The sequence below is a fragment of the Heliorestis convoluta genome (genome assembly GCF_009649955.1).
GTDB classification, from domain to species: Bacteria; Bacillota; Desulfitobacteriia; order Heliobacteriales; family Heliobacteriaceae; genus Heliorestis; species Heliorestis convoluta.
Window position 1 is genome coordinate 3,186,653 of the sequence record NZ_CP045875.1, and the last position, 21,597, is coordinate 3,208,249.

General features: G+C 42.9%; 18 protein-coding genes. 13 read left to right on the plus strand and 5 right to left on the minus strand.

The annotated features are described in order from the left end of the window. Positions 1-213: 213 nt before the first annotated feature. The 3 genes from FTV88_RS15355 (at position 214) to FTV88_RS15365 (ending at position 3,028) form a co-directional block, all read left to right on the plus strand. On the plus strand, positions 214-927 hold the full coding sequence (locus FTV88_RS15355; protein ID WP_279236999.1) for a DUF3784 domain-containing protein: 714 nt from the start codon (positions 214-216) through the stop codon (positions 925-927). 172 nt (positions 928-1,099) lie between these two features. Then, the gene (locus tag FTV88_RS15360) at positions 1,100-2,230 is read left to right on the plus strand and encodes a copper amine oxidase N-terminal domain-containing protein (protein ID WP_153726415.1); all 1,131 of its coding nucleotides are present in this window, start codon (positions 1,100-1,102) and stop codon (positions 2,228-2,230) included. Positions 2,231-2,479: 249 nt separating this feature from the next. Next, positions 2,480-3,028 (plus strand): DUF4230 domain-containing protein, encoded by a 549-nt coding sequence (locus FTV88_RS15365; protein ID WP_153726416.1) that lies wholly within the window; start codon positions 2,480-2,482, stop codon positions 3,026-3,028. A gap of 18 nt (positions 3,029-3,046) precedes the next feature. Here the strand turns inward: FTV88_RS15365 and FTV88_RS15370 are convergent, their stop codons facing one another. Genes FTV88_RS15370 through FTV88_RS15380 form a run of 3 tightly spaced genes read right to left on the minus strand, consistent with a single transcriptional unit; the run spans position 3,047 to position 5,365 of the window. Next, complete coding sequence (locus FTV88_RS15370) at positions 3,047-3,346, minus strand: AzlD domain-containing protein (RefSeq protein ID WP_153726417.1); 300 nt, start codon at positions 3,344-3,346, stop codon at positions 3,047-3,049. Continuing rightward, positions 3,339-4,052: an AzlC family ABC transporter permease gene (locus tag FTV88_RS15375; protein ID WP_207707888.1), complete on the minus strand. Its 714-nt coding sequence runs from the start codon at positions 4,050-4,052 to the stop codon at positions 3,339-3,341. Before FTV88_RS15375 ends, FTV88_RS15370 begins: the two co-directional genes overlap by 8 nt. After that, the gene (locus FTV88_RS15380; RefSeq protein ID WP_153726419.1) at positions 4,049-5,365 is read right to left on the minus strand and encodes an MATE family efflux transporter; all 1,317 of its coding nucleotides are present in this window, start codon (positions 5,363-5,365) and stop codon (positions 4,049-4,051) included. The genes FTV88_RS15375 and FTV88_RS15380 overlap by 4 nt, the downstream gene beginning before the upstream one ends. A 303-nt stretch (positions 5,366-5,668) precedes the next feature. Here FTV88_RS15380 and FTV88_RS15385 point away from each other — a divergent pair, with 303 nt between their 5' ends. Beyond that, positions 5,669-7,039: a hypothetical protein gene (locus FTV88_RS15385; protein ID WP_153726420.1), complete on the plus strand. Its 1,371-nt coding sequence runs from the start codon at positions 5,669-5,671 to the stop codon at positions 7,037-7,039. A 102-nt stretch (positions 7,040-7,141) separates the two neighbouring features. Beyond that, entirely contained in the window at positions 7,142-8,893 is a 1,752-nt protein-coding gene (gene pyk / locus FTV88_RS15390) for a pyruvate kinase (protein ID WP_153726421.1), read from the plus strand. Between the two features lie 131 nt (positions 8,894-9,024). On the opposite strand, the gene FTV88_RS15395 is transcribed toward pyk, so the two are convergent. Beyond that, on the minus strand, positions 9,025-9,621 hold the full coding sequence (locus tag FTV88_RS15395) for a TatD family nuclease-associated radical SAM protein (RefSeq protein WP_207707889.1): 597 nt from the start codon (positions 9,619-9,621) through the stop codon (positions 9,025-9,027). Positions 9,622-9,812: 191 nt separating this feature from the next. On the opposite strand from FTV88_RS15395, the gene FTV88_RS15400 reads away from it, so the two are divergent. The 8 genes from FTV88_RS15400 to FTV88_RS15435 all read left to right on the plus strand — a co-directional run bounded on the left by FTV88_RS15400 (position 9,813) and on the right by FTV88_RS15435 (position 19,755). After that, positions 9,813-10,388 (plus strand): DUF4825 domain-containing protein, encoded by a 576-nt coding sequence (locus FTV88_RS15400; protein WP_153726423.1) that lies wholly within the window; start codon positions 9,813-9,815, stop codon positions 10,386-10,388. A gap of 247 nt (positions 10,389-10,635) precedes the next feature. Next, entirely contained in the window at positions 10,636-12,765 is a 2,130-nt protein-coding gene (locus tag FTV88_RS15405) for a methyl-accepting chemotaxis protein (protein WP_162008090.1), read from the plus strand. Positions 12,766-12,948: 183 nt separating this feature from the next. Further along, a complete protein-coding gene (gene iorA, locus FTV88_RS15410) occupies positions 12,949-14,862 on the plus strand; it encodes an indolepyruvate ferredoxin oxidoreductase subunit alpha (protein WP_153726425.1) in 1,914 nt (637 codons plus the stop codon). Further along, positions 14,859-15,464 carry an indolepyruvate oxidoreductase subunit beta gene (locus FTV88_RS15415; protein WP_153726426.1) on the plus strand — a complete coding sequence of 202 codons (606 nt, stop codon included), beginning with the start codon at positions 14,859-14,861 and terminating at the stop codon, positions 15,462-15,464. The genes iorA and FTV88_RS15415 overlap by 4 nt, the downstream gene beginning before the upstream one ends. A 39-nt stretch (positions 15,465-15,503) precedes the next feature. After that, on the plus strand, positions 15,504-16,760 hold the full coding sequence (locus FTV88_RS15420; protein WP_153726427.1) for a phenylacetate--CoA ligase family protein: 1,257 nt from the start codon (positions 15,504-15,506) through the stop codon (positions 16,758-16,760). A gap of 68 nt (positions 16,761-16,828) precedes the next feature. Continuing rightward, a complete protein-coding gene (locus tag FTV88_RS15425; protein ID WP_153726428.1) occupies positions 16,829-17,869 on the plus strand; it encodes a TRAP transporter substrate-binding protein in 1,041 nt (346 codons plus the stop codon). 63 nt (positions 17,870-17,932) lie between these two features. After that, positions 17,933-18,466 (plus strand): TRAP transporter small permease, encoded by a 534-nt coding sequence (locus tag FTV88_RS15430; RefSeq protein ID WP_243137204.1) that lies wholly within the window; start codon positions 17,933-17,935, stop codon positions 18,464-18,466. Next, the gene (locus FTV88_RS15435; protein ID WP_153726429.1) at positions 18,463-19,755 is read left to right on the plus strand and encodes a TRAP transporter large permease; all 1,293 of its coding nucleotides are present in this window, start codon (positions 18,463-18,465) and stop codon (positions 19,753-19,755) included. The genes FTV88_RS15430 and FTV88_RS15435 overlap by 4 nt, the downstream gene beginning before the upstream one ends. A gap of 99 nt (positions 19,756-19,854) precedes the next feature. Here the strand turns inward: FTV88_RS15435 and FTV88_RS15440 are convergent, their stop codons facing one another. Further along, positions 19,855-21,537 carry a hypothetical protein gene (locus FTV88_RS15440; protein WP_153726430.1) on the minus strand — a complete coding sequence of 561 codons (1,683 nt, stop codon included), beginning with the start codon at positions 21,535-21,537 and terminating at the stop codon, positions 19,855-19,857. Between the last annotated feature and the right edge of the window lie 60 nt (positions 21,538-21,597).

Here is a 21,597-nt window from a genome sequence, read left to right on the forward strand (position 1 = left end):
TAAATTGTAAAACGATTTAAGACCTTAGTCCTATTGCTTCTAGCACAAAGGACGATTTTGCGGTGTTATCAAATCTTATGACAAGTGAGTGAAGTACTGCAAAGTACTTTTTTCATCTTTTGGTTGTAGATACCAGGGACCAGGGGTTGAGGAGTATGTTTTTTTATTGCAGGTATATTAATACGTTCGAGGAAAGGGTGAGAGCATATTATTATCGGGAATCTTCTTGTTGCAGCACTACTAGCTCTTATAGGTGTTTTTTTTCGTGCTGGGCGTTTTCTAGATCTTATGGCTGGATACAATACGGCGTCAGAAGAAGATAAAAAACATATGCGTGATAGTGGTCTCTTTTCCTTTATAGGAAATAGTCTACTACTACTGGCCCTCGTTCTCCTCATTGGTGCTGTGTTTGCGTATTCTGGTTACGCTCTATTGTCAGATCTTGCTTGGGCTTTCTTTGTCCTGGGGATTCTTTATATGGTAGTAAAGGCGCAAAAGTTTACGCCACCTACACAAAAGGCTAAATCTAAAGGAGTAACAACTTTTATCCTTGTTATCATGTTATTTTTCGTGGGTCTACTCTGGGGAGGTATGCAAGAATCAACTGTAACTATAGAAGAAGAACGACTTCTAGTCAGTGGTTTTTACGGAGAAGACCTTTCTTTGGCAGAAATCGAGGAAATTAGAGTTGAAGAAGAGATACCACCGATTATCATACGTACCAACGGTTTCCATTTTGGACCTGTGATGAAAGGAAATTTTCGTGTAGAAGAATGGGGAAGAAGTCGCTTGCATCTTCATTCTCGTCAAGGTCCTTATGTCGTAATCCGAACAAGAGATAAGTATATTGTAATTAATTATCGCAATGAAGAAAAAACACGCCAGTTATATGATCAATTATATGAGAAAAAGAATGTGACATGGTGATTCGACGATTGTACACCTGTGGTTCTGATGCTACTTGCTTTCATTAAATGTCCGCTTTTTTTGCATTAAACGGTCCCAGGCAAGTCCTAACCGAAATCAGGACTGTCGACTCTTTCTGTCTTTGCTTCTTCCCACTATAATCAAGACTAGAAAAAGCAAAAGGGGTGGCTCAATGAAGCATGCATTAAAAATTACATGCACATTACTTTTTTCTGGTCTCTGCGTTACAGCCTTAGCAATCGGAGAAGCAGAAGCAAAAAATGATAGGCCGGGACAACCAGGCAATATGGGACAAGCTGTTCGTGCTGCTGTCCACGAATCGCTACGAGAAAGAAATATTCCAGCAGGACCGAAAAATAATGCAGTACAAGTTAGAACAGTAGCGGCAGAAAAAGTGGAGGCTACTGAAGAAGAGATGACCCTTCAAGGATTCGCTGTAGAGCTAGCGGAAGAAGATGTGGAGATAATCAATGAAGAGGAACTAGCAGAAGAAATCGAAGAAGCAATCAATGAAGAAATTGTCGAGGAACAGCCCGAACAAGTTGAAGAAGAAGTTATTGAAGAAGATAAGCAACAAGGACCTCTCTCCAAGCAAGAACTGAAAAAGTTGAAAAAAGAACTTCAATTACAAAGAAAACTAGAACGCAAGCAAAACCAAGCTTTAGCCAAAGCGCAAAAAGAGGAAATGAAAAATCGTGCTGTCCAAGACAGACTCTTTGTTCATGGACAAAGGCTTACCTATGATGTACCTCCTGTCATCCGAGAAGGCCGCGTTCTTGTACCTGTTCGAGCGATTACAGAAGGCATGGGTGCTCAAGTAGATTGGAATCAAGAAAGCAAATTGATCACCATTACAAGAGATGGTGTGACAGTAGAGCTTTCCTTGGATAGCTCGGTCATTCGCGTGAATGGTGTAGAGCAAGTGATGGATACAGCACCAAGTCTGTACAACAATCGAACACTCGTACCTCTACGCTTTATTAGTATAGCTTTAGGCGATCGAGTTCTCTATGATGAAGAAACGGGCGAAATCGATATTATTGAAGAAGAGTTAGCAGAAGAAATCGAGGAAGAGATTGCTGACGAGATCGTTGAAGAGGAAATTGTTGAAGATGCAATAGAAGAAGAGATTGTTGAGGAAGTAACGGAAGAAGATATCATTGTCGATGAGGAAGCCAAAGAAGAGGATTTGCTAGAAGAGGAGCTTCTAGAAGAGGACACCGATGAAAAGGATCTTATAGAAGATGAGGCTTCTGAAGATGTTACGGAAGATGAAGAAGAAAATCTTGAAGAAGAGATTTAAGCGGTAACAAGGTGCTTAAATAGCTGAGGTCTGAAATCCTCTAAAAAAAGCCCTGAACGATGTATTTCGTTCAGGGCTTTCGAGTTCTATAGACAAAAAACAGGGAATTTCTATGCAAGCAGCGAAATTCTTCTGTTGTACCTAGAATCCTTGCAATAGATACAACCAAGAAAAACGGCAATACCCTTCCCTATTGCAGAGCGTCAAAGTTATAAAAAGCCTCGGACAACAAGAAAGGAGCTTCTATCAATGAAAAAAATGCTCACAGCAATGACCGTGCTAGTGTTGGCTCTCCTCTTATCAGGATGCCTTTTTTCCAAAAAAGAAGAAGTTACGCTAGGACTTCCTGACATTCGAGAAGTCGCTTCCTTAGTCTCTGTAAGTCTAATCACCGATCTAGTTGTTGCCATACCGCCAGAAGCGAGCGGTTCTTGGAATTTACCCTTTATGAAAAAAAGCTACCTTGCTGTCGGCGAAGCAGAAATATTAATTGGTATAGATGTCAACAAAATAGAAGAATACAAGGTGAACGATGGTGTCGTAACGGTAAAGCTACCCGAGCCAGAAATCATCAAGAAAAGCTTTGATCCAGAGAAGTGGACCTATTGGGATGATGGTACCGGTATTTTTAGAAAAGTGTCGCCGAAAGATGTTCATAAAGCAGAAGCGATTGCCTTGCAGCAGTTAGAAGATAAGTTGAGGCGTTCGGAAGTTATGGAGGTAGCCCATAGCAATGCGAAGAGGACAATTGAGAAGTTTTTATTGCAAAGTGGGGCAAGGGAAGTCCTGTTTGAGTGATTTATAAAAGAGACCCAATCAAAGTATCTCCCACAAAAAAACACCAACAATCGCCCCAAAAACAACAACAATCACATTGCTCTGCCGCCAGGCTAGCAAGAAAGCAATGAGCCCCCCAAAAAGAGCCGAAGCAAACTGGCCTGTAGACGTCAAAATACCGGGAAAGATTAATGCACCAATCACAGCAACAGGAATATACTTCAAAAAGCTGTTCCAAAAAGGAGGCAGCTTTTTTTCTTTGATTACTAGAAAGGGCAGCAAGCGAGGCAGATACGTTACCAGTGCCATGGCGATCACAAGAAGCAATAAATTATTCACTCGAAGGAGCACCTTCCTTTTGGTCAATCATAGCGCCTACAAAAGCAGCGACTAAAGCAGAAAGCAGTAGAGACCAACCAACCGATAAGGGTGCAAAAAAAGGAAGCCAGGTCAAAAGAATGTGCGTTGCAGCAGCCAAGAGGAAAACAAGTACAAAAGGTCGTGAAGTTTTCAAAGCAGGGACAATTAAGCCGATGAACATGGCGTAAAGAGCGATCCCCATACTCGCTTGCAAGGTAACAGGCAAGCCCGAAGCAAGCAAAAGACCGAGCCAGGTACCACCGACCCAAGCTATATAGGCTGTAAAATTAAGGCCTAGTAAGAAAATAGGCGTGAGATAGGCTTCTTTGCGCAGTGTTGCAACGGAAAATGATTCGTCAGTAAGACCGAAAGCAATAAAAGGTAAAAAAGATCTTGGGGTATCCCCTTCCAATCGCTGCGACAGAGAAGCCGACATCAGCAAATGACGCAGATTCAGCATAAAAGTTGTCAACACAATTTCCCCGAAAAAAGAGCCTAGGCTGATCAAGTTAACAGCAATAAACTGACTGGCACCAGCAAAGACAAGAAAAGAAAGAAGCATCGTGATAGAATCAGGAATGCCTGCTGAGCGAGCCACAACACCGAAGGTAATGGCAATGGGAATGTAACCAATGGCAATCGGAAAAGCCGCCTTAATTCCGTCACGAAGTGTTAATGATGTCACGATGCATTCCTTTCTGTAAGAGATCTTTTTACCCCAAACTTACGATTATATAAAAAGATAAAAGCGCTTGTACAAGCTTCGGCTACCGGAATGGCCAACCAGATCCCGTAAAGGCCAAGCCAGGGAGGTAGCAACCAGAGAAAGAGCAAGACAAGAATAAAGCCGCGGCTGAGTGTAATCAGGATAGACAAGCGAATCTGACCCGTAGATTGATAGTAGTAAGCATAGACCAGGTTATAACCTAAAAAAAGATAACTAAGGAAGAAAAGCGATATTCCTTGCACAGTCAAATTATAGAGCGCCTCCGTTGGTACATCGAAAAGAGCAACAAGGCCATCGGCAAAAAACCAACCTATGATTAGAGCAATAGCACCCATCGATAAAGCGGTCTGCAAAGCCAAACGCAAACTACTGTGCATTCGCTCTAGCAGCGCTGCTCCATAATGAAAGCTTGCAATCGGTTGCAAGGCCAAACCGACACCAATAAAGAGCAAGAGCATCACAAGATGAATGTAATTGACAATGGCATAAGCGGCAACACCAATTTCCCCGAGAAACTTCATAAAAGTAACATTGTACCCAATCATCGCAGCAGCAATAGAAATTTCAGCCACAAAACTAGGAAAACCAATGGTGAAAATCTCTCCTACCACAGGACGAGATAAGGAAGTCTTAACCAGCTTTAAGTGACTTCCAGGGCGGAAAAAATGAGCTAACAATACGCAAAAGCCAATAACCGTACTCAGAATGGTTGCATAAGCAGCGCCCTTCACACCCCAGCCAAACTGAAAAATGAAAAGATAATTAAAGATAATATTAAAGAGAGAGGTCGCAATTAAAGCACCTGTAGCTAGGTATGGGTTACCATCGTTCCGTACAAAAAGGCTTAAGATGTTTTCAAGAACATAGATAATACCAAACATGAGTAAAATCGATAAATAATCAATCACGTAGGGCATAATCACTTCATTGGCCCCAAAAAACACAGCCAAGCGATCAACTTGCCAGAGACTTACCAAAAGAAGCAAGCCAATAATAGAAATCGCTAAAAAGAAAGAATGGGTAAAAATAACTCGTGCCTGTTGTAACTCTTTTTGCCCTAGGGCGATGGAATATAGGGTGGCCCCACCAACGCCAATCCACAAAGAAATCGAAAAAAAGATAGAAAACGCAGGGAAGGCAACATTAACGCCAGCTAAACCATGAGGTCCCACGCCGTGGCTGACGAAGATGCCATCTAGGACGATGTTAATAGACATCAAAAACATACCCAACACAGAAGGAATGAGGTAACTAAAGAAAAGTTTACGCATCGGTGTTTCTCTAAGTTTTACAATCGCTTCAGACAGAATGAAAGCCTCCTCGAAAGTGTAGGTTCTCTATCACTTTCATGAACTCATAAGAAATCGATCTTCATTACCTTGTTATTATAACCCATAAGGCCAATCCTTTCTAAGGGATAAAAAAGATAGACAATTTGGATATTTCTGATCATGAACTATTGTCCAAACAACATGCTATAATTTGCACAATCATTGATGTAATTGTACAGAATAACTTTGATATATCACGATAGATAAGATTGTTCTGTCCTTCCAGAAGAAAGGACCTTCAGGATGAGAAACATATGTAAAATAGCACTTTTCGCTTTAGCAGGTATGCATCTAGCAAAGCCTTTTGTCGGTGTAGACCTTACGATACCTCTCTTTGTCGTAACAGTGCTTGTCTTCATAACGGGAATCCAGATTATGGACAAAGGCTTTCGTCTGATCACCTTTATCTTTTTGGGGATAGGGATATTGCTGCTATTTTGGTATGATCATTCTTTTATCACCTGGGCTCAGGCGGCCAACTCCTTAACCAACGTTGTGGCCATCGTTGCGATTATGCAATTGTTTGCAATTCCCATTACAATCGGAGAATATGACAAAGCCATTCGATACTGGATTAGCCGATCGTCGCAAGGAGAAAAAGGCCTTTTTCTGCTCACTACAACAGGAACGCATTTTTTAACGAGTTTACTTATGTTTGGCTCCATTCCCGTCATGATCTCCATTCTAGGCAATACCTTAAAAAACTGTGTATCCCATTATCAAAAGTTTATTGCTACAGCTACATCTCGTGGCTATGGACTGGCTGCTTTATGGGCGCCTGGCGCAATTAATCTCTTTTTAGTAATGCAAGCCACCGGTGTTGCTTGGTCTTCGATCGTTCTACCGGGCTTACTACTAGCCTTTATTGGCATTTTCCTCTCCTACTTCTTAGAGAAAAAACTCAGTTTTGCTTCGAATAATGAAGCCCCCATCCAGATCGATCAAGGAAACCTACCTAGAAGAGAAGCACGTAATAAAATTGTCCATCTCATCGTAGTCTTAGCAAGCCTAATTGCCTTCGTTGTGCTTTTCGATCAAAGAAACATTGGCGCTGCTACCAATCGAGTTATGCTAGCTGTAGCGCTGGTGACACTTCTTTGGACAATTCTCCATCTTTCAAAGCCGAGCTTTTCTGAGACTCTGAGGAACTACTGGAACAAGGACGCCTTAAAAACAATTGATCTTGCCCCTTTTTTGATCGCCATGGGCCTCTTCTCAGGCGCTTTAGAACAGTCTGGCTTTATGATAATTCTTCAATATACATTACAAAGTTACGTCAATGGCTTGGGCTTATCGGCTGTAGCTGTCATACCGCTGGCGATAATTGCTACATCACTTGTGGGAATCCACCCCTTTATAACGATTGTTATGTTCGGAAAAATCTTAACACCCATCGAACTGCCTTTTTCTGATATTTCTCTGGCCTTGTGCCTTGCTTTAGGTGGCTCCATTTCATACATCATCTCACCTTTTGCAGGCGTCACCATCGCAATTGCCAAATATCTCGATAGTTCTATTAGAGATGTTTCAATTCGGTGGAACTGGCTCTTTGTATTGCTCTACTTCATCGTAGGAGTTCTTTTTGCTTATTATTGGGGAGCTTGGATAGAGTAGATGAGAAAGGATTAATAGAAAATAAATTTCCAGCTAAAAGGGTTTTCTAAAAGTTATCAGGAAATAATGTGGTAATGCACTGTCATAGAGGAGGGTTAAGAGTTGATCAAAAAGACAAAAATTGTCTGTACTGTAGGACCGAGTACAGATCAAGAGACTGTATTAGATCAGATGATAGCAGCAGGTATGAACATTGCCCGGTTTAACTTTTCTCATGGCACTCATGCTGATCATAGCAAGCGAATCGCGATGGTGCGAGCAGCTGCACAAAGGTCACGAAAACCGATTGCGCTCATGCTTGATACCAAAGGACCGGAAATGCGCGTCGGTCAATTTGTCGATCAAAAAGTGTACTTACAAGCAGGGCAAAAGTTTACCTTAACAGCCCAGGATAGAATGGGTACTGCCGAAGGTGTGTCTGTAACCTATAAGAATTTACCCCAAGAAGTCTGGCCAGGAGTGAAAATTTTACTGGCCGATGGTTTAATTAGCTTGGTGGTAGACAAAGTCGAAGGCACTGAGATTATTACAACCGTTCAAAACAGCGGTGAGATTCACAATAACAAGCGAGTGGCCGTACCGGGTGTGCTGATCAACTTACCACCTTTATCAGAGCAAGATATCAAAGATCTTTACTTTGGCGTAGAACAAGACATGGACTGTATCGCTGCTTCTTTTGTACAAAGAGCTTCTGATATTTTAGCCATTCGTAAAGTTTTAGAAGATGCTGGCGGTGATATGGCCATCATTGCCAAGATAGAAAGCCCAACGGGTGTTGATCACATAGATGAAATCTTACATGTAGCCGATGGCATCATGGTGGCTCGTGGCGATCTAGGCATTGAAATACCAGCAGAAGATGTACCGCTTGTTCAAAAAATGTTAATACAAAAGTGTAATCAACAGGGTAAGCCTGTCATTACAGCAACGCAAATGCTTGAGTCCATGATGGTCAATCCCAGGCCAACAAGAGCGGAAGCAAGCGATGTGGCCAACGCCATTATGGACGGCACCGATGCTGTCATGTTAAGTGGTGAAACAGCGGCAGGTCTCTATCCCGTAGAAGCCGTAGAAACAATGGCTCGAATCGCCATTCGAACAGAAAAAGATTTGCGGTATGAGAATTTGTTTTTACAAAAAGGCATGACCATAGAAAGCACAACGACCGATGGCGTAAGCCATGCGACCGTACAGATGGCCCATGAACTCGGTGCAACAGCCATTGTCACAGCAACCTATTCGGGCTATACGGCTCGTATGGTCTCGAAATATCGACCGAAAGCGCCCATTATTGCTTTAACACCGAAGGAAAAAACAACAAGAGTGGCCCAGTTACTCTGGGGTGTCTACCCTTTGTTGACGAAGCGCTTCCAGAACTCCGATGAAATTGTGAATGATGGTTTAGGCGTTGCAACCCAGGCAGAACTCATTCAAAATGGCGATCTTGTGATCGTAACGGCAGGCATGCCTTTTGGAACGCCTGGCACAACCAATATGATTCGTGTACATCTTGTAGCCCATGTAATTCTTCGAGGTCAAGGGATCGGACATGAATCAGTGCAAGGAAAAGTGCGCTTAATCAAAAATTATGAAGATCTACATAAATTTCAAGAAGGCGATATCATGGTGGTAGCTGGTATCGATGAAGAAACAGCACCCTATGCTACAAAAGCAGCAGCTCTTATTACAGAAGAAGCGGGCTTATCTTCGAACGCAGTCATTGTGGGCATTAACTGCAGGATCCCTGTTATCGTCAATGCAGGAGGCGCTTTGGCGTCGTTGCAAGATGGCATGATTGTAACTGTTGATGCTTTACGTGGTTTTGTTTATGAAGGTGAGATTCAGGTGCGGTAGAAGTTCTATGATCACAACGAAAACCGACCAGATTGGTCGGTTTTCGTCTGCAATAAGGTACTTGTTTTTATAGTCCTCTTAATTTTCTCAATGATTACATCTTGAATTAAACTCCAAAAAGCTGTCGCAATTCATCCTCCATAATGTCTAACTCGAAAGCCGACTCCGATTTGTTCTGCAATCTTACGGCACGCTTCAATATCTTTTTGTGGCAGAATATCAACGACCGATACAATAACATGAGTTACATAGCTTTTGCATTGCAAAGCAAAATCTAGTAGAGCCTGAAAGGATTTTTCTCCATACATCGATTTACACAAGCTTTGATAGTCTTCCCCATTTTTAGCATTTAAACTAATCGAAATAGCATCGACGCAGTCTTTAAGCGATGGCGTAATGTCATAGCCATTAATCAAATTTCCATGGCCATTTGTATTGATCCGAACTTGAAGCGGATAAGTGGCTTTCAGTGCTTTACAAATTTTGAGAACCTCGTCAGTTCGAAGCATCGGTTCGCCATAGCCGCAGAAGACAAACTCATGCAACTGTGAGATATCCCATTTTTTAACATCTTGTAATACTTCATCGACAGTGGGTTCTTGATCCAACCAAAGATCATATCCGCTCGAAAGACCTGCAGGACTGTTGCGAACACAAAAAGTACAGTCGCAGGTACAGCGGTTGGTAATGTTGAGATAGAGGGAGCTTCCTATTCGATAGGTGATCATAAGGCTCAAATCCTTTTTAGCAAAGAATATGCAAGAGTCGAACTTATTGTATCAAAAGGGTAAGGGTTCTTCAATTTTTCCTTTGGCTTTAGACCTGCTAAAGGTCGGAACTTTTCTTTCATTGTGATATACTAGAATCAAAAAACGAGGTCACAATAAAAAGTCGAATCAAATTGAGTACGAGGTGTCCAATGAAAAGAGAACATAGTAAACTTTATCAAGCAAAAACTAGAGTAAAGACTTTAGCCTTCCCGTTATTATTACTCCTCTTAGCCCTTTTCCTTACAGCATGCGGCCCTCAGAAAGAAGAGGTGCAAAAGGGCGCCTTAGATTACCAAAAAATTTATCAGCAGAAAACCTTGTATGTAGGTGATGCAAGCAAAGTTGGAAACATGACAAACTTGCTTTACTACAACGATTACAGAGAAGGCATTGCCTTACAGACGGATGCGGAGCCTTATGGTATCACTGTGAATTATGAGATGCCTGAAGAGCTGGCTCAAAAAGAAGTTATCCCTGTAACCGACGAGATGCTTCAAAATGCAGCCTTGATGTTTTGCCTTATTGACAACGTAGATCAGATCACCTTTGCTTTTCATGAGGAGCAAGATATCAACAGCATCGCTTTTTCGAGAGAGCAATTCAATGTGCTTTTTGAAAAAGATATAAGAGTATATGGTTCTTCATGGGAAGTGTTTCAGAATGATTTTGTTTCTTTGTTGGAGCAACAAGAATGGCGAGAGGGCTTTTTTGATTTGCAACAATAAGCTTCAAAAGATAGCCAGTCCTTTGTAACCCTAACTTGAAAGAAGAGTTGATCCCGTTCTTGGGATCGACTCTTCTTTTTGTTTTTTACGTTAAGAAGGTACTAATATCAAGAAACCTGTTAGATTGCAAAAATCCAAAATATGGAACAAAGTCATAATGTTTGAGAATATATCATAAGCAAGAGCGTGATAGAAAGCACTATGTAGAATGGGAGATGTAAAAAGTCGTCAAGGGAGGACGAGACGTGTGAGTAAAGAAGGGACCAACTGGCGCCCTAAAGTTGCTTCGAAATTTAGTTCTAGGATTTGGGTAAAAATTGTGCTGTCCATGGTGATCACATCATCTTTGCTGGCAATTTTCGTAGGTGTCGTTGCCTATATGGAGAGCAGCAAACGAATTCAAGAACTGGCCAAAAACAATATGATAACCATGTCAGAAAAACAAACGCAAGAATTTACCTATCTAATCTTGCAATCAGAAAGAGCCGTCGACGAGCTGGCAAAGCGTGCTGTGAGTTCTGTAGACATAGCGGCGTTACAAAATGATCCTGCTTATCTAGAGCGCTTTCTAGCCTATATGAATCCTGTTGTAGTAGAAGCAGCGGAAAACGCATCTGCTATGGCAATGTACCTCTATGTAAATCCCGATATTACGGGACGAGTCGGAGAAATTTATTATGTAGATCTTCAAGGTACGGGCAATTATGTTTTAGATGTTGGACTGACTATAGAAGAATTTGATCCCAATCTAGAGTATATGAGATGGTACTATGATCCAATCGATGCGAGACAAGGAATTTGGTCAGAACCCTATGAGTGGCATGAGTGGGACCATCTAGATCTAGAAATGATATCTTATGCAAGGCCTGTCTATATAGGTCAGACCTTGCTAGGTGTTGTAGGGATTGATTTAAACTTTAAGTTTTTTGAAGACACCATTTTGGGGTATAACTTTTATGATCATGGTTTTGCCTATCTATTAGATGAAAAACAAAACTTTCTAGTTCACCCTGATCTACCGAGAGATGCCAATCTCAGAACCATTATAGATGGTACTTTAAACTATGTAGCCGATGAAATCGAATCCACAGAATCAGGATATCTTAGCTATGATCATCCCCGTGGAAAAAGTGTTTTAAGCTATCATCTTCTGCCCAATGGTTGGGTTTTTGGATTGATCGTTGTAGAAAGTGACTTGCTCCATAATATTGAAAGCTTAAAGACAGCCTTGCTCTGGATTATTGTAAGCGGTATGGCGCTGGTGGGATTGATTGCTTTATGGATCAGTCGTAAAATCTCCAAGCCTATCACCATGGTTACGAACTCTTTGCAAAAAATAGAGCAATACGATTTCACAGACGATAACTATCTCAGTACGGTAACATCCAATCGAGATGAGACAGGTACAATGGCCCAGGCTGTTGCCGTGATGAAGCAATCGATGGCCAATCTAGTCAAAGAGATTCAAGAAAAGGCAAGTCAAACGAATGAATATGCCGAAAAGTTGAAAGTAGCAACGACTGAAACGAATGTTACGATTGACCAGATCGCAAAAACGGTGGAGGAATTGGCCCAAGGAACATCAGAACAAGCAAGTAGCGCCAAAGAAGGTTTTGAACAGCTAGAGTTGTTGACAGAAGATATGACGGAAGTGATGAACCACTCTCAGCAATCGCAACAGTTTGTGCAAGAAGCAGAAGAAGCCAATCAACAAGGTGTAGAGGCCGTTGAACGATTGCAAGATAATTTTCATGCTTACAATAAAATTTTAGAGCAGTTGGAGCAAAGCGTAACCCTTCTAAATAACAAATCGAGTTCTATCGGAAAAATAGTCACTGCTATCGGATCGATTGCCGATCAAACGAACTTGCTGGCGCTCAATGCAGCCATTGAAGCAGCTCGCGCTGGAGAGCAAGGTCGAGGCTTTGCTGTAGTAGCCGAAGAAATACGCAAGCTTGCAGCGCAATCAGCCAATTCAACCGATGAAATTGCATCGATGATAGATGAGATTCGCCATGAAATTACTCGTACGAAAGAAAGCATGAATGAAGCAACAGAAAAAGCCAAGTCATCGAATGAAGCGGTTCAGGAAACGAACCAATCTTTCCAAATGATTGAAAAGTCAGTACGCACTCTCTTTTCACAAGTAGATCAACTGAACCAAGGTCTTCTGAAAATTGATGAGAAAAAAGATAAGGTATTAAAAACGATCCAAGAGATCAATCGCAATTCCCAAGAAAATGCGGCTTCTACAGAAGAAATATCGGCTTCGGTAGAAGAACAATCGGCAACGATGAACGTACTTGTTCAAATGGCTGACGATCTTCGAAAGATAGCAACTATGCTCGAGCAGTCTGTTGAGCGATTTCGGTTATAGCGTATAGAACACAAGGCGATGGTTCTCCCTGTTATGAAAAAATACAGGAGAACCATCGCCTTGTACTTCTTTGTGCACCCTTTCTTGTTCTTGGAGCTTTACCCCTTTCGTAGTCACATAGTATAATTTAGGGTATGCCAGTCAGATTATGGCTGCCATTTTCGAAAGGGGTTTCCATAGAAGATGAAGCACAAACTGTTTATGGGCAATGAAGCCATCGCTTGGGGTGCCATTGAAGCGGGCGTCGCAGTGGTGGCAGCCTATCCCGGCACACCGTCTACTGAAATTACGGAGACAGTATTACGCCACAGTAAAGAGTACGGAATCGCAGCTGAATGGTCTGTCAATGAAAAAATTGCTCTCGAGACAGCCATCGCGGCTTCTTGGTCCGGTCTACGCGCCATGGCTTGCATGAAGCAGGTAGGCCTTAACGTTGCGGCTGATCCACTTATGACATTAGCCTACCTTGGCGTTAAAGGCGGCTTGGTCATTGTTGTTGCTGATGACCCCGGTCCTCACAGTTCGCAGACGGAGCAAGACACCCGGCTTTTTGGTCGCTTTGCCAAAATTCCGGTGCTCGATCCAGCGACACCTGCAGAAGCTCGTGAAATGACCTTGAAAGCTTTTGAGCTTTCAGAAGAGATGGGAGTACCAGTTATTCTTCGCCCTACAACTCGAGTTTGTCATGTTTGCCAGGACATCGCTTTTATACCGCCTCCTCAAGAAAAAAGTCGTCTGAAGGGCAATTTTGAAAAAGATCCTCGCTGGGTGATTATGCCTTCCCGCTCATCGCAAGCCCATCGACAGCTTAATGCCATTCAGCCCAAAATCGCCCGTTGGACTCTGCAAGCGGGATTCAATGAATCTCGATGGATCAGAGGTGGCAATAAGGAATTAAAAGACCTAGGGATTATCGCCAGCGGAATTTCTTTTAACTACGTGAAAGAAGCCTTAGAACGCTTTGGTTTGACAGCAGAAGTTTATAAAATTGGAGCACCTATCCCTTTTACGACGGAAGGTTTGTTTGAATATCTACAAGGCAAGTCCTCCGTGCTATGCGTTGAAGAACTTGAGCCAGTCATTGAAGAGCAATTGCTCACTGCTTTATCGCTAAACCGAGCATTCAATTCTCTGTCCGTCTATGGTAAATATTCCGAGACCTTGCCGCGAGAAGGTGAGTTTAACAGCGATCTCGTGGCAACGAGACTGCTTAGCTTCTTCCGAGAAGCTGATCCTTTGCTCGCAGAGAGTATCGAAGCAGCGTTGCCCAATCTTGTAGGTAGTACATATAGAAACACAAGTGAAGATCGCCCCGAACCGCCAAGAAGAGCACCCGTTCTATGTGCTGGCTGTCCTCATCGTAATTCTTTTTACGCTTTCAATGTGGCAGCTCGTCCTAAGAAGGCCATTTTTACTGGCGACATTGGCTGTTATACCCTTGGCGCTTTGCCCCCACTGAACGCTTCGGACACATGCCTCTGCATGGGCGCTTCTACAGCCATGGCAGCAGCCTTTCATAAAGTCGAAAAAGATCGTCCCGTTGTTGCTTTTATGGGGGACTCTACCTTTTTCCATTCCGGCATGGCGCCTTTAATTAATGCTGTTTATAACCAAGCTCGAATGACCCTTGTAATACTTGATAACGAAACGACGGCTATGACGGGCCATCAACCCCATCCTGGCATGGGTATAACGGGAACAGGAGAGCAGACTTTTCGCTTTAATTTTGAAGCCATAGCTCGCTCTTGCGGTGCCAACTGGGTACGCACTGTAGACCCTTACGATTTAGAGGCAACCATTGAGGCTGCTCGTGAGGCTTTAGATCAGCCTGGTGTTTCTGTTCTGATCTGTCAACGCCTATGTATTAACCGGACTCGTCCTTCTAAGCCTTACGTTGTCGACCAAGAGGCTTGCCTTCGCTGTGGAATCTGTATTGATCGCTTAGGCTGTCCTGCTCTTTTTGAAGGAGATCGGGGAGAAGATCGGAAGCAAAAGAGACGAGGGCCTGCTTATATTGAAAAAGCCAAATGTACGGGCTGTGGGGCCTGTGCGTATGTTTGTCCGAAGAAAGTGATTCAACAGGAGGGAAGCTTATGAACTGCTTTGACCTGATCATTTCTGGTGTTGGTGGGCAGGGAACAGTGCTTGCTTCCCGCCTTTTTGCAGAAGCGGCTCTTAAAGTTGGTCTAGAAGTGCGCACTTCGGAGACCATTGGCATGGCGCAGCGCGAAGGCCCTGTGATCAGCCATGTGCGAGTCGGTCAGAATCTCTCAGGCGCTTTGATTCCCAATGGAAAGGCTCAAATCTTGCTGAGTCTAGAACCAGCTGAAGCATTGCGCAACTGGGACAAGCTTGCTCCTGATGGCATAGCCCTTGTTAACAGTCGACCCATCATTCCGCCAGGATTATCGTCAAACGAAAAAGGCTACAATGTGCCATCGATACTCAACTTTCTAGCACAAGAAAAAGATCGAGTGTCTCTACTCGATGCGACAGAAATAGCGCTAGAAGCAGGTAATGTAAAAGCTGTGAACATGGTCATGCTTGGTGCATTGTCTACAGTAGATATACTTCCTTTTCCAGGTGAGTCCCTCTGGTCAGTGGCAGAAGAAGTGCTGCCATCTCACCTACTAGAAGTAAACCGCCTGGCTTTCCAGGCAGGACGGACTGCTTTTGAGAAGAGCGTAGAGATTATTTAGAAAAGTTGAGAGGTAACAACAGGAGTTGAGTAGAGTTCTATGGCTTCCATTATTGATTATGAAAGAATCACCCAGGAACAGTGGCCTAAACTGATTACTGCTGTCAATTATGCTTTCGAAAAAAGCCCCTTTTACCGTGAACGCTTGGGCCAAGCTGGATTTCAGCGAGGCGATCTTACATCCATCGAAGACCTAGCTCGCTTGCCTTTTACGACCAAAGAGGACTTGCGAGCAGGCTATCCTCTCGGCTTAATGGCAGCCGATGAAAAAGATGTAGTCCGTATTCATTCTTCTTCAGGAACAACAGGAAAGCCCGTTATTGTTCCTTATACCCAAAAAGATGTTCTTGATTGGGCCGTAATGATGGCACGAGCTTTGGCAATGGCGGGTGTTACTTCTCTGGATCGAGTTCAGGTAACACCTGGATACGGTCTTTGGACAGCCGGCACAGGCTTTCAAGCTGGTGTGGAGCAACTAGGCGCCATGGCCATCCCAACAGGTCCTGGCAATACGGAAAAGCAGCTCGAAATGATGACGCAGTTGAAAACGACCGTCTTAATTGGCACTTCTTCTTATGGCTTACTCCTTGCTGAGGAAGCGGCGAAGCGAGGCCTCTTAGATCAACTTCACTTGCGCTTAGGCATCTTCGGATCGGAACGGTGGGGCAATAAGATGCGCCAGCACATGGAAGAGCTCTTAGATATTCAGACTTTTGATATCTATGGCTTGACAGAAATCTACGGTCCTGGTATCGCCATTGATTGCGCCTATCACCAAGGATTGCACTACTGGCATGACTTCTTATACTTTGAAATTATTGACCCTGTGACAGGAAAAGTCTTGCCGCCAGGGCAAGAAGGCGAACTTGTCATTACCACTCTAACCAAAGAAGGGATGCCACTGATTCGCTTCCGCACACGTGATCTGACAAGATTGGTCCAGGAGGCTTGTCCTTGTGGCAGTCCTTATCCGATGATGAAACGTCTCATCGGACGGAGTGATGATATGTTCAAAATCAAAGGCGTCAACATCTTTCCAGGTCAGATCGATCAGGTTCTTTCTCAAACGAAAGGTGCTTTAAGTGAATATCAGATCATCTTAGAGCGCCGGGAATATAAGGATCATATGTGTCTGAAAGTGGAGATTGAAGAAGGCTATTCATCAGATGAAGTTGCTGCTTCTTGTCGTAGTCAAATCAAGTCTTCTATCGGTATTCTGGCTGAAGTGACGTGCTTGCCCCAAGGTAGCTTGCCTCGGAGCGAGAAAAAAACGAAGCGACTTTTCGATTATCGGTAGCACGCCTTGACCTATTGCTGAGCTGAGATGAGAGATTGATCTTATATTTTCAAAAAGGAGGAAAAATTTTGAAAAGAAAAAAAGTACTGTTATCTTTATTCGTTACTCTATTGCTCCTTAGTTTTATAACGTCTGGCTGTGGAGACAACCAACAGGCAGGAACAGATGCAGATAATCCGATTGTATTAAAGTATGCATTCTTTGCTCCGGCCAATACATTCCCAGCCCAGCAAATGGAGAAGTGGAAAGAGGAAGTAGAAAATCGTACTAACAACAGAGTTAAGGTAGAACTATTCCCAGGTGGTACAATCCTTACGGACAAAAATATGTATGACGGTGTGAAAAACGGGGTTGTAGAAATGGGTTTGTCAAGTACAACCTATGAACCAGGAAGATTCCCACTCCTAGGTATATCTGATCTCCCTTCAGGCTATCCCAATGCGACTGTAGCCAGCAAGGTTGTTTATGACTTGATTCAAGAGTATCCACCGGAAGCATTTCAAGATTTCAAAATTATTACAGCTTTTGCTACTGAACCAAATTACTTGATGACGAATTTTCCAGTATCGACACTACAGGGTTTACAAGGTAAAAGAATAAGAATATCTAGTTCTGTAACACCTGTCTTAACACAACTTGGCGCCAGTCCGATTAGCATGTCTATGGCCGAAGTGCCTCAATCTTTACAAACCGGTATTGTAGAAGGCATTGTTACTTCACGAGAAGTGCTCAAAGATTTAAAACTGGTAGAAAATCTTAGCTATGGAGTCGATTATCCTTTAAGCATTGTAACCTTTGTAGCAGTTATGAACAAGAATGTCTGGGATTCTCTTCCTTCTGATATACAGCAAGTCATCGACGAATTAGGCCAGGAAATGGCCATTTGGACGGGAGAATACAAGGATAGTCACGTTGCGGAGTCGTTAGACTGGAGCAAAAATAACCATGCTTTTGAGTTAATTCGTCTTTCTCAAGATGAAATAGAAGCTTGGAATCAAGTGCTACAGCCCTTACAAGATGAATATGTGGCTGATCTACAGTCAAAAGGGTTGCCTGCTGAAGCCTATCAAGAGCGGCTTTATGAATTGATCAGCCAGTATAGTCAATAAGCTCTATTCTGCAAAAAGACCTGTTGTGATTCTACTAAAAATACTGGTTCTTGGAAAAGGGGGTTGCGTCAAGAAACAATGAGCCATGGAAGAAGCATGAAGAATAGAATTGTTGATCGATTGGATAGGACAAGCTATCTGCTAAATCATGGTCTTGCCTTTTTGGCGGGATCCTGCTTGTTGTTGATGATGGCCTTGGTCGTAGGCAATGCAGTTATGCGCTTCTTTGGAGCGCCCATTCTTGGAACGACTGAAATTGTCGGATGGCTTACAGCCCTATCGATTGCTTTAGGACTCGGTTATACGCAGATCACTCGTGGCTATGTTGAAATCAATGCTTTGGTTGAAAGATTCCCTCCCTTGTTGAAGAAAATTTTGCATAAGGCTGTTCTTGTTACGAGCATGCTCTTTTTTGCTCTTGTTTCTTGGCAGCTAGTTCTATATGGTCTTACAGTAAAGCAAAATGGCAACCTTTCCGAAACTTTATGGATACCTTTTTATCCACTTATATTTCTTATTGCGCTAGGATTCGCTGGTTTGACCTTTGCTATTTTTGTAGATTTTTTTAAGCAGTTAGTGGGTGATGCCCGAAAATGAGTTTGGTAACGGTATCTTTGCTTGGCTTGGGTGCGCTTTTTTTACTAATGATGTTAAGAATGCCTATTGCCTTCGCTATGTTTATAGTAGGATTTGTGGGTTTGTTGGTCGTCGTTTCTCCAGCGGCTGCTTTTACGGTTTTAACGTCAGATCTTTGGAATCAATTATCTAGCTATACGTTAAGCGTAATTCCTCTATACATATTAATGGGCGAAATACTTTTTCGGACAGGCGTAACCCGTAGTCTCTTTGAAACGGCCTATACATGGATGGGACACTTAAAAGGGGGTATGGCCGCTGCTGTGGTCATGGCAAGTGCAGGATTTGCCGCAATTTGCGGTTCTAATTCAGCCTCCGCTGCAGCGATGTGTACGATTGCGCTACCAGAATTAAAAAAGATTAAATATAACGATTCCTTAAGCACAGGAGCTGTTGCCGCAGGAGGGACGCTCGGCATCATTATTCCGCCGAGTACGGTCTTAATCATTATTGCTTTGCAGACAGAACAGTCCGTGAGGCAATTGTTCGTTGCTAGTGTAATCCCTGGCATTCTCTTAATGCTGCTATTTTTGGGTACTGTTTTTTATCTCTGTCATCGCAATCCTAGCATGGGCCCTACGGGACCTAAAGCAACGTTACAAGAGAGATTGGCCTCTTTGCCCGGATTGCTACCTACATTGCTACTTTTTACATTTGTTATTGGCGGGCTTTTTCTAGGCTGGTTCACACCGACTGAATCAGGTGCTTTCGGGGCCCTTGGAGCCATGATCATTGCAATGGCAATGAAGAGTTTAACCCTTGATAACCTGAGAGAGGCACTATATAGCACCATAAAATCATCAACAATGGTTATAACGTTGATCATAGGCGCCTTGTTATTTGGTCGTTTTCTAGCAATTACTCGGTTGCCCTATGAAATTGCTGAATTTGTCAACACACTTGACGTTATGCCCTTCGTTGTCTTAGCGGTGATTTTAGCAATATACTTGATTGGCGGCTCTTTAATGGACGCTCTTGGGTTTTTAATCATTTCGATCCCTATTTTTTACCCTACTATTATATCGCTTGGCTACGATCCCCTATGGTTTGCCGTCGTTTTATGCATTGTAACCAGTGCTGGGGCGATTACTCCTCCTGTTGGGGTTAATGCTTTTGTTGTAAAAGGATTAGCACCTGCTGTACCTATGATGTCTATTTTTAAGGGATCTTCGATTTTTCTCGTTAGCTATTTGATACTTCTTGCTATACTGATTGCATTTCCTCAGATTGTTACTTTTGCGGTGAAGTAGTATTATTTTTCATATTTGGTTGTGCCCAAGCTGGCATGGCTGGTTAACAAACAAAAAGCATCCCTCAGAATAGACTGAAGGGATGCTTTTTGCTTTATGTTACGAATAAGAAGGCAAGCCTATTTGCTCAAGGTAGTTTTCCGCTGCTTCTATGAGAAACTGAAAGGCTTCGTCTTTTTGGCCTTCTCGTCTTTCTAACAAAGATTGACTATAACGGAGATCATGCAAAGTAAGTAGGGGATGTTCAAACAATCCATAATAGGGATCCATCATAGAGGTAGGGTCCACTTTAACTTTTTCTTGGGGCCAGGAAGAGGCTATATCTTGTATAGCCAAACGTATGATTTCTGCTGTCTCTAAAAACGAATTATTTGGCTCTTCTTCATAAATCTCGTAGAGAAAATTCATGGCTGTAACCAATTGGTTTAACGAAACAGACGTCACCGTAGGTTGGTAGGGCCAATCGTCTAGTCTATCCTGATTGCGATCACACTTCGAGAGTTCCGATATCGTCCTTCCTTCGCTGTGACCGTTACGATAATCAAAATAGTCATAAACTAGATAGCCACCGCGCTCTGTCAGTCGATGATGATAACGGGCATATTGACCAAGAAAGTCAGCATAGCGCAAAGCCCCTTCTAAAAAATCCCTTTTCCCATAATGACGGTAGCCATGTAGCAAAAAAAGAGCTGCGTCACTATTAAAACGACTGTCAAAAAAGCCTGCCTCGATCCCGTAACTGTCGTAAAGCCAGGTAGAACGAGGCGCTGTTGGCCAGATACCTTCTGGAAGCTGTGTTTTTAAGGCTCCATCAAGAGAAAGAAGAGCCATGTTCTTAGCAAAACGGTCTTGGCCTTCGAGCAGAAGCTTATTGCCCACATGATGGGCGGGAACGACCCAGAAGCCACGACAGTCATAAGGTTCATAAGTAGGGGGTGTAATTGCTTGTACACCTTCTCGCGTCCAGGCGCGAAGTCGATCAAGGTTGGCTGTACTGCGCAAAGCATTTTGAGCTTCATCATCCCATAAGAATAGATCCTTTTGACCTAGGAGGCTCCAATGCTCCACTTCCAAGCCTGCCTGATGGGGCAAGTGAAAGGTGATAACTTTGCTCTCCCCCTGATCGAGATATGTCGCCGGTGGCAAAAGATCATAACGTTCTTTTCTCACACCCAGACCAAGAGGCTCGTATACATAAACCAGACTCAGGTAAGCGCTAAAGTCATGGCCATCTAAAAAGAGACTTTGACGAGGCAAGACCTCTTGGTCATTCAAAAGTACAGCAGTGCTCCAAGCGCTAGTTTCTACCGTCAAATCACCGTCGTAGGTTAGATAGCGCAAGGAGACTTCATCGAAAGAAGAATCTATGGTAAGTGATAGAGACAAAGGTTCCTCGAGCGTTTGCAAAGGTTTATATCGAAGGAAATAGTAACTATCAAGAGTAGGTTCTAAAAAGCCAATGTCTACAAGCAATTCACCGAAAAGAACTTTTTGCCGACCTTGTTGCTGATAGACTTCAAAAAACTGCGATTCTATTGTGATAGGCTTAGCCTTCGAAGCAGTAAGATCTGATGACAAAGGCTTTTCTTTCGATTCCAATATAAAATTGGTAGAAGTAAGATGCAAGGAAAAAGAAGAACCCTCAGTAGGTTGTTGAAAATGTAACAGCGTTGACTTGCTTTCTTCGCCATAGAACTTTTCCAGTGCCATGAAAGAAAGAGCAAAACTTATAAAAAAGAAGATTGTTAGCCACAAAAGATGAAGCAATTTTCTATTCTTCATAAAAGGCCTCCAAATCCAAATCCGGTGCTACAACTAACAAGGGGGTCTACGGTGCAAACA

Bases quoted from the DNA above. Each gene is read 5' to 3' on its own strand.
- iorA (WP_153726425.1), top strand. From the start codon at position 12,949: ATGAAGCACAAACTGTTTATGGGCAATGAAGCCATCGCTTGGGGTGCC.
- FTV88_RS15360 (WP_153726415.1), top strand. From the start codon at position 1,100: ATGAAGCATGCATTAAAAATTACATGCACATTACTTTTTTCTGGTCTC.
- FTV88_RS15420 (WP_153726427.1), top strand. From the start codon at position 15,504: ATGGCTTCCATTATTGATTATGAAAGAATCACCCAGGAACAGTGGCCT.
- FTV88_RS15395 (WP_207707889.1), bottom strand. From the start codon at position 9,621: ATGATCACCTATCGAATAGGAAGCTCCCTCTATCTCAACATTACCAAC.
- FTV88_RS15365 (WP_153726416.1), top strand. From the start codon at position 2,480: ATGAAAAAAATGCTCACAGCAATGACCGTGCTAGTGTTGGCTCTCCTC.
- FTV88_RS15440 (WP_153726430.1), bottom strand. From the start codon at position 21,537: ATGAAGAATAGAAAATTGCTTCATCTTTTGTGGCTAACAATCTTCTTT.
- FTV88_RS15435 (WP_153726429.1), top strand. From the start codon at position 18,463: ATGAGTTTGGTAACGGTATCTTTGCTTGGCTTGGGTGCGCTTTTTTTA.
- FTV88_RS15380 (WP_153726419.1), bottom strand. From the start codon at position 5,365: ATGCGTAAACTTTTCTTTAGTTACCTCATTCCTTCTGTGTTGGGTATG.
- FTV88_RS15385 (WP_153726420.1), top strand. From the start codon at position 5,669: ATGAGAAACATATGTAAAATAGCACTTTTCGCTTTAGCAGGTATGCAT.
- FTV88_RS15400 (WP_153726423.1), top strand. From the start codon at position 9,813: ATGAAAAGAGAACATAGTAAACTTTATCAAGCAAAAACTAGAGTAAAG.
- FTV88_RS15415 (WP_153726426.1), top strand. From the start codon at position 14,859: ATGAACTGCTTTGACCTGATCATTTCTGGTGTTGGTGGGCAGGGAACA.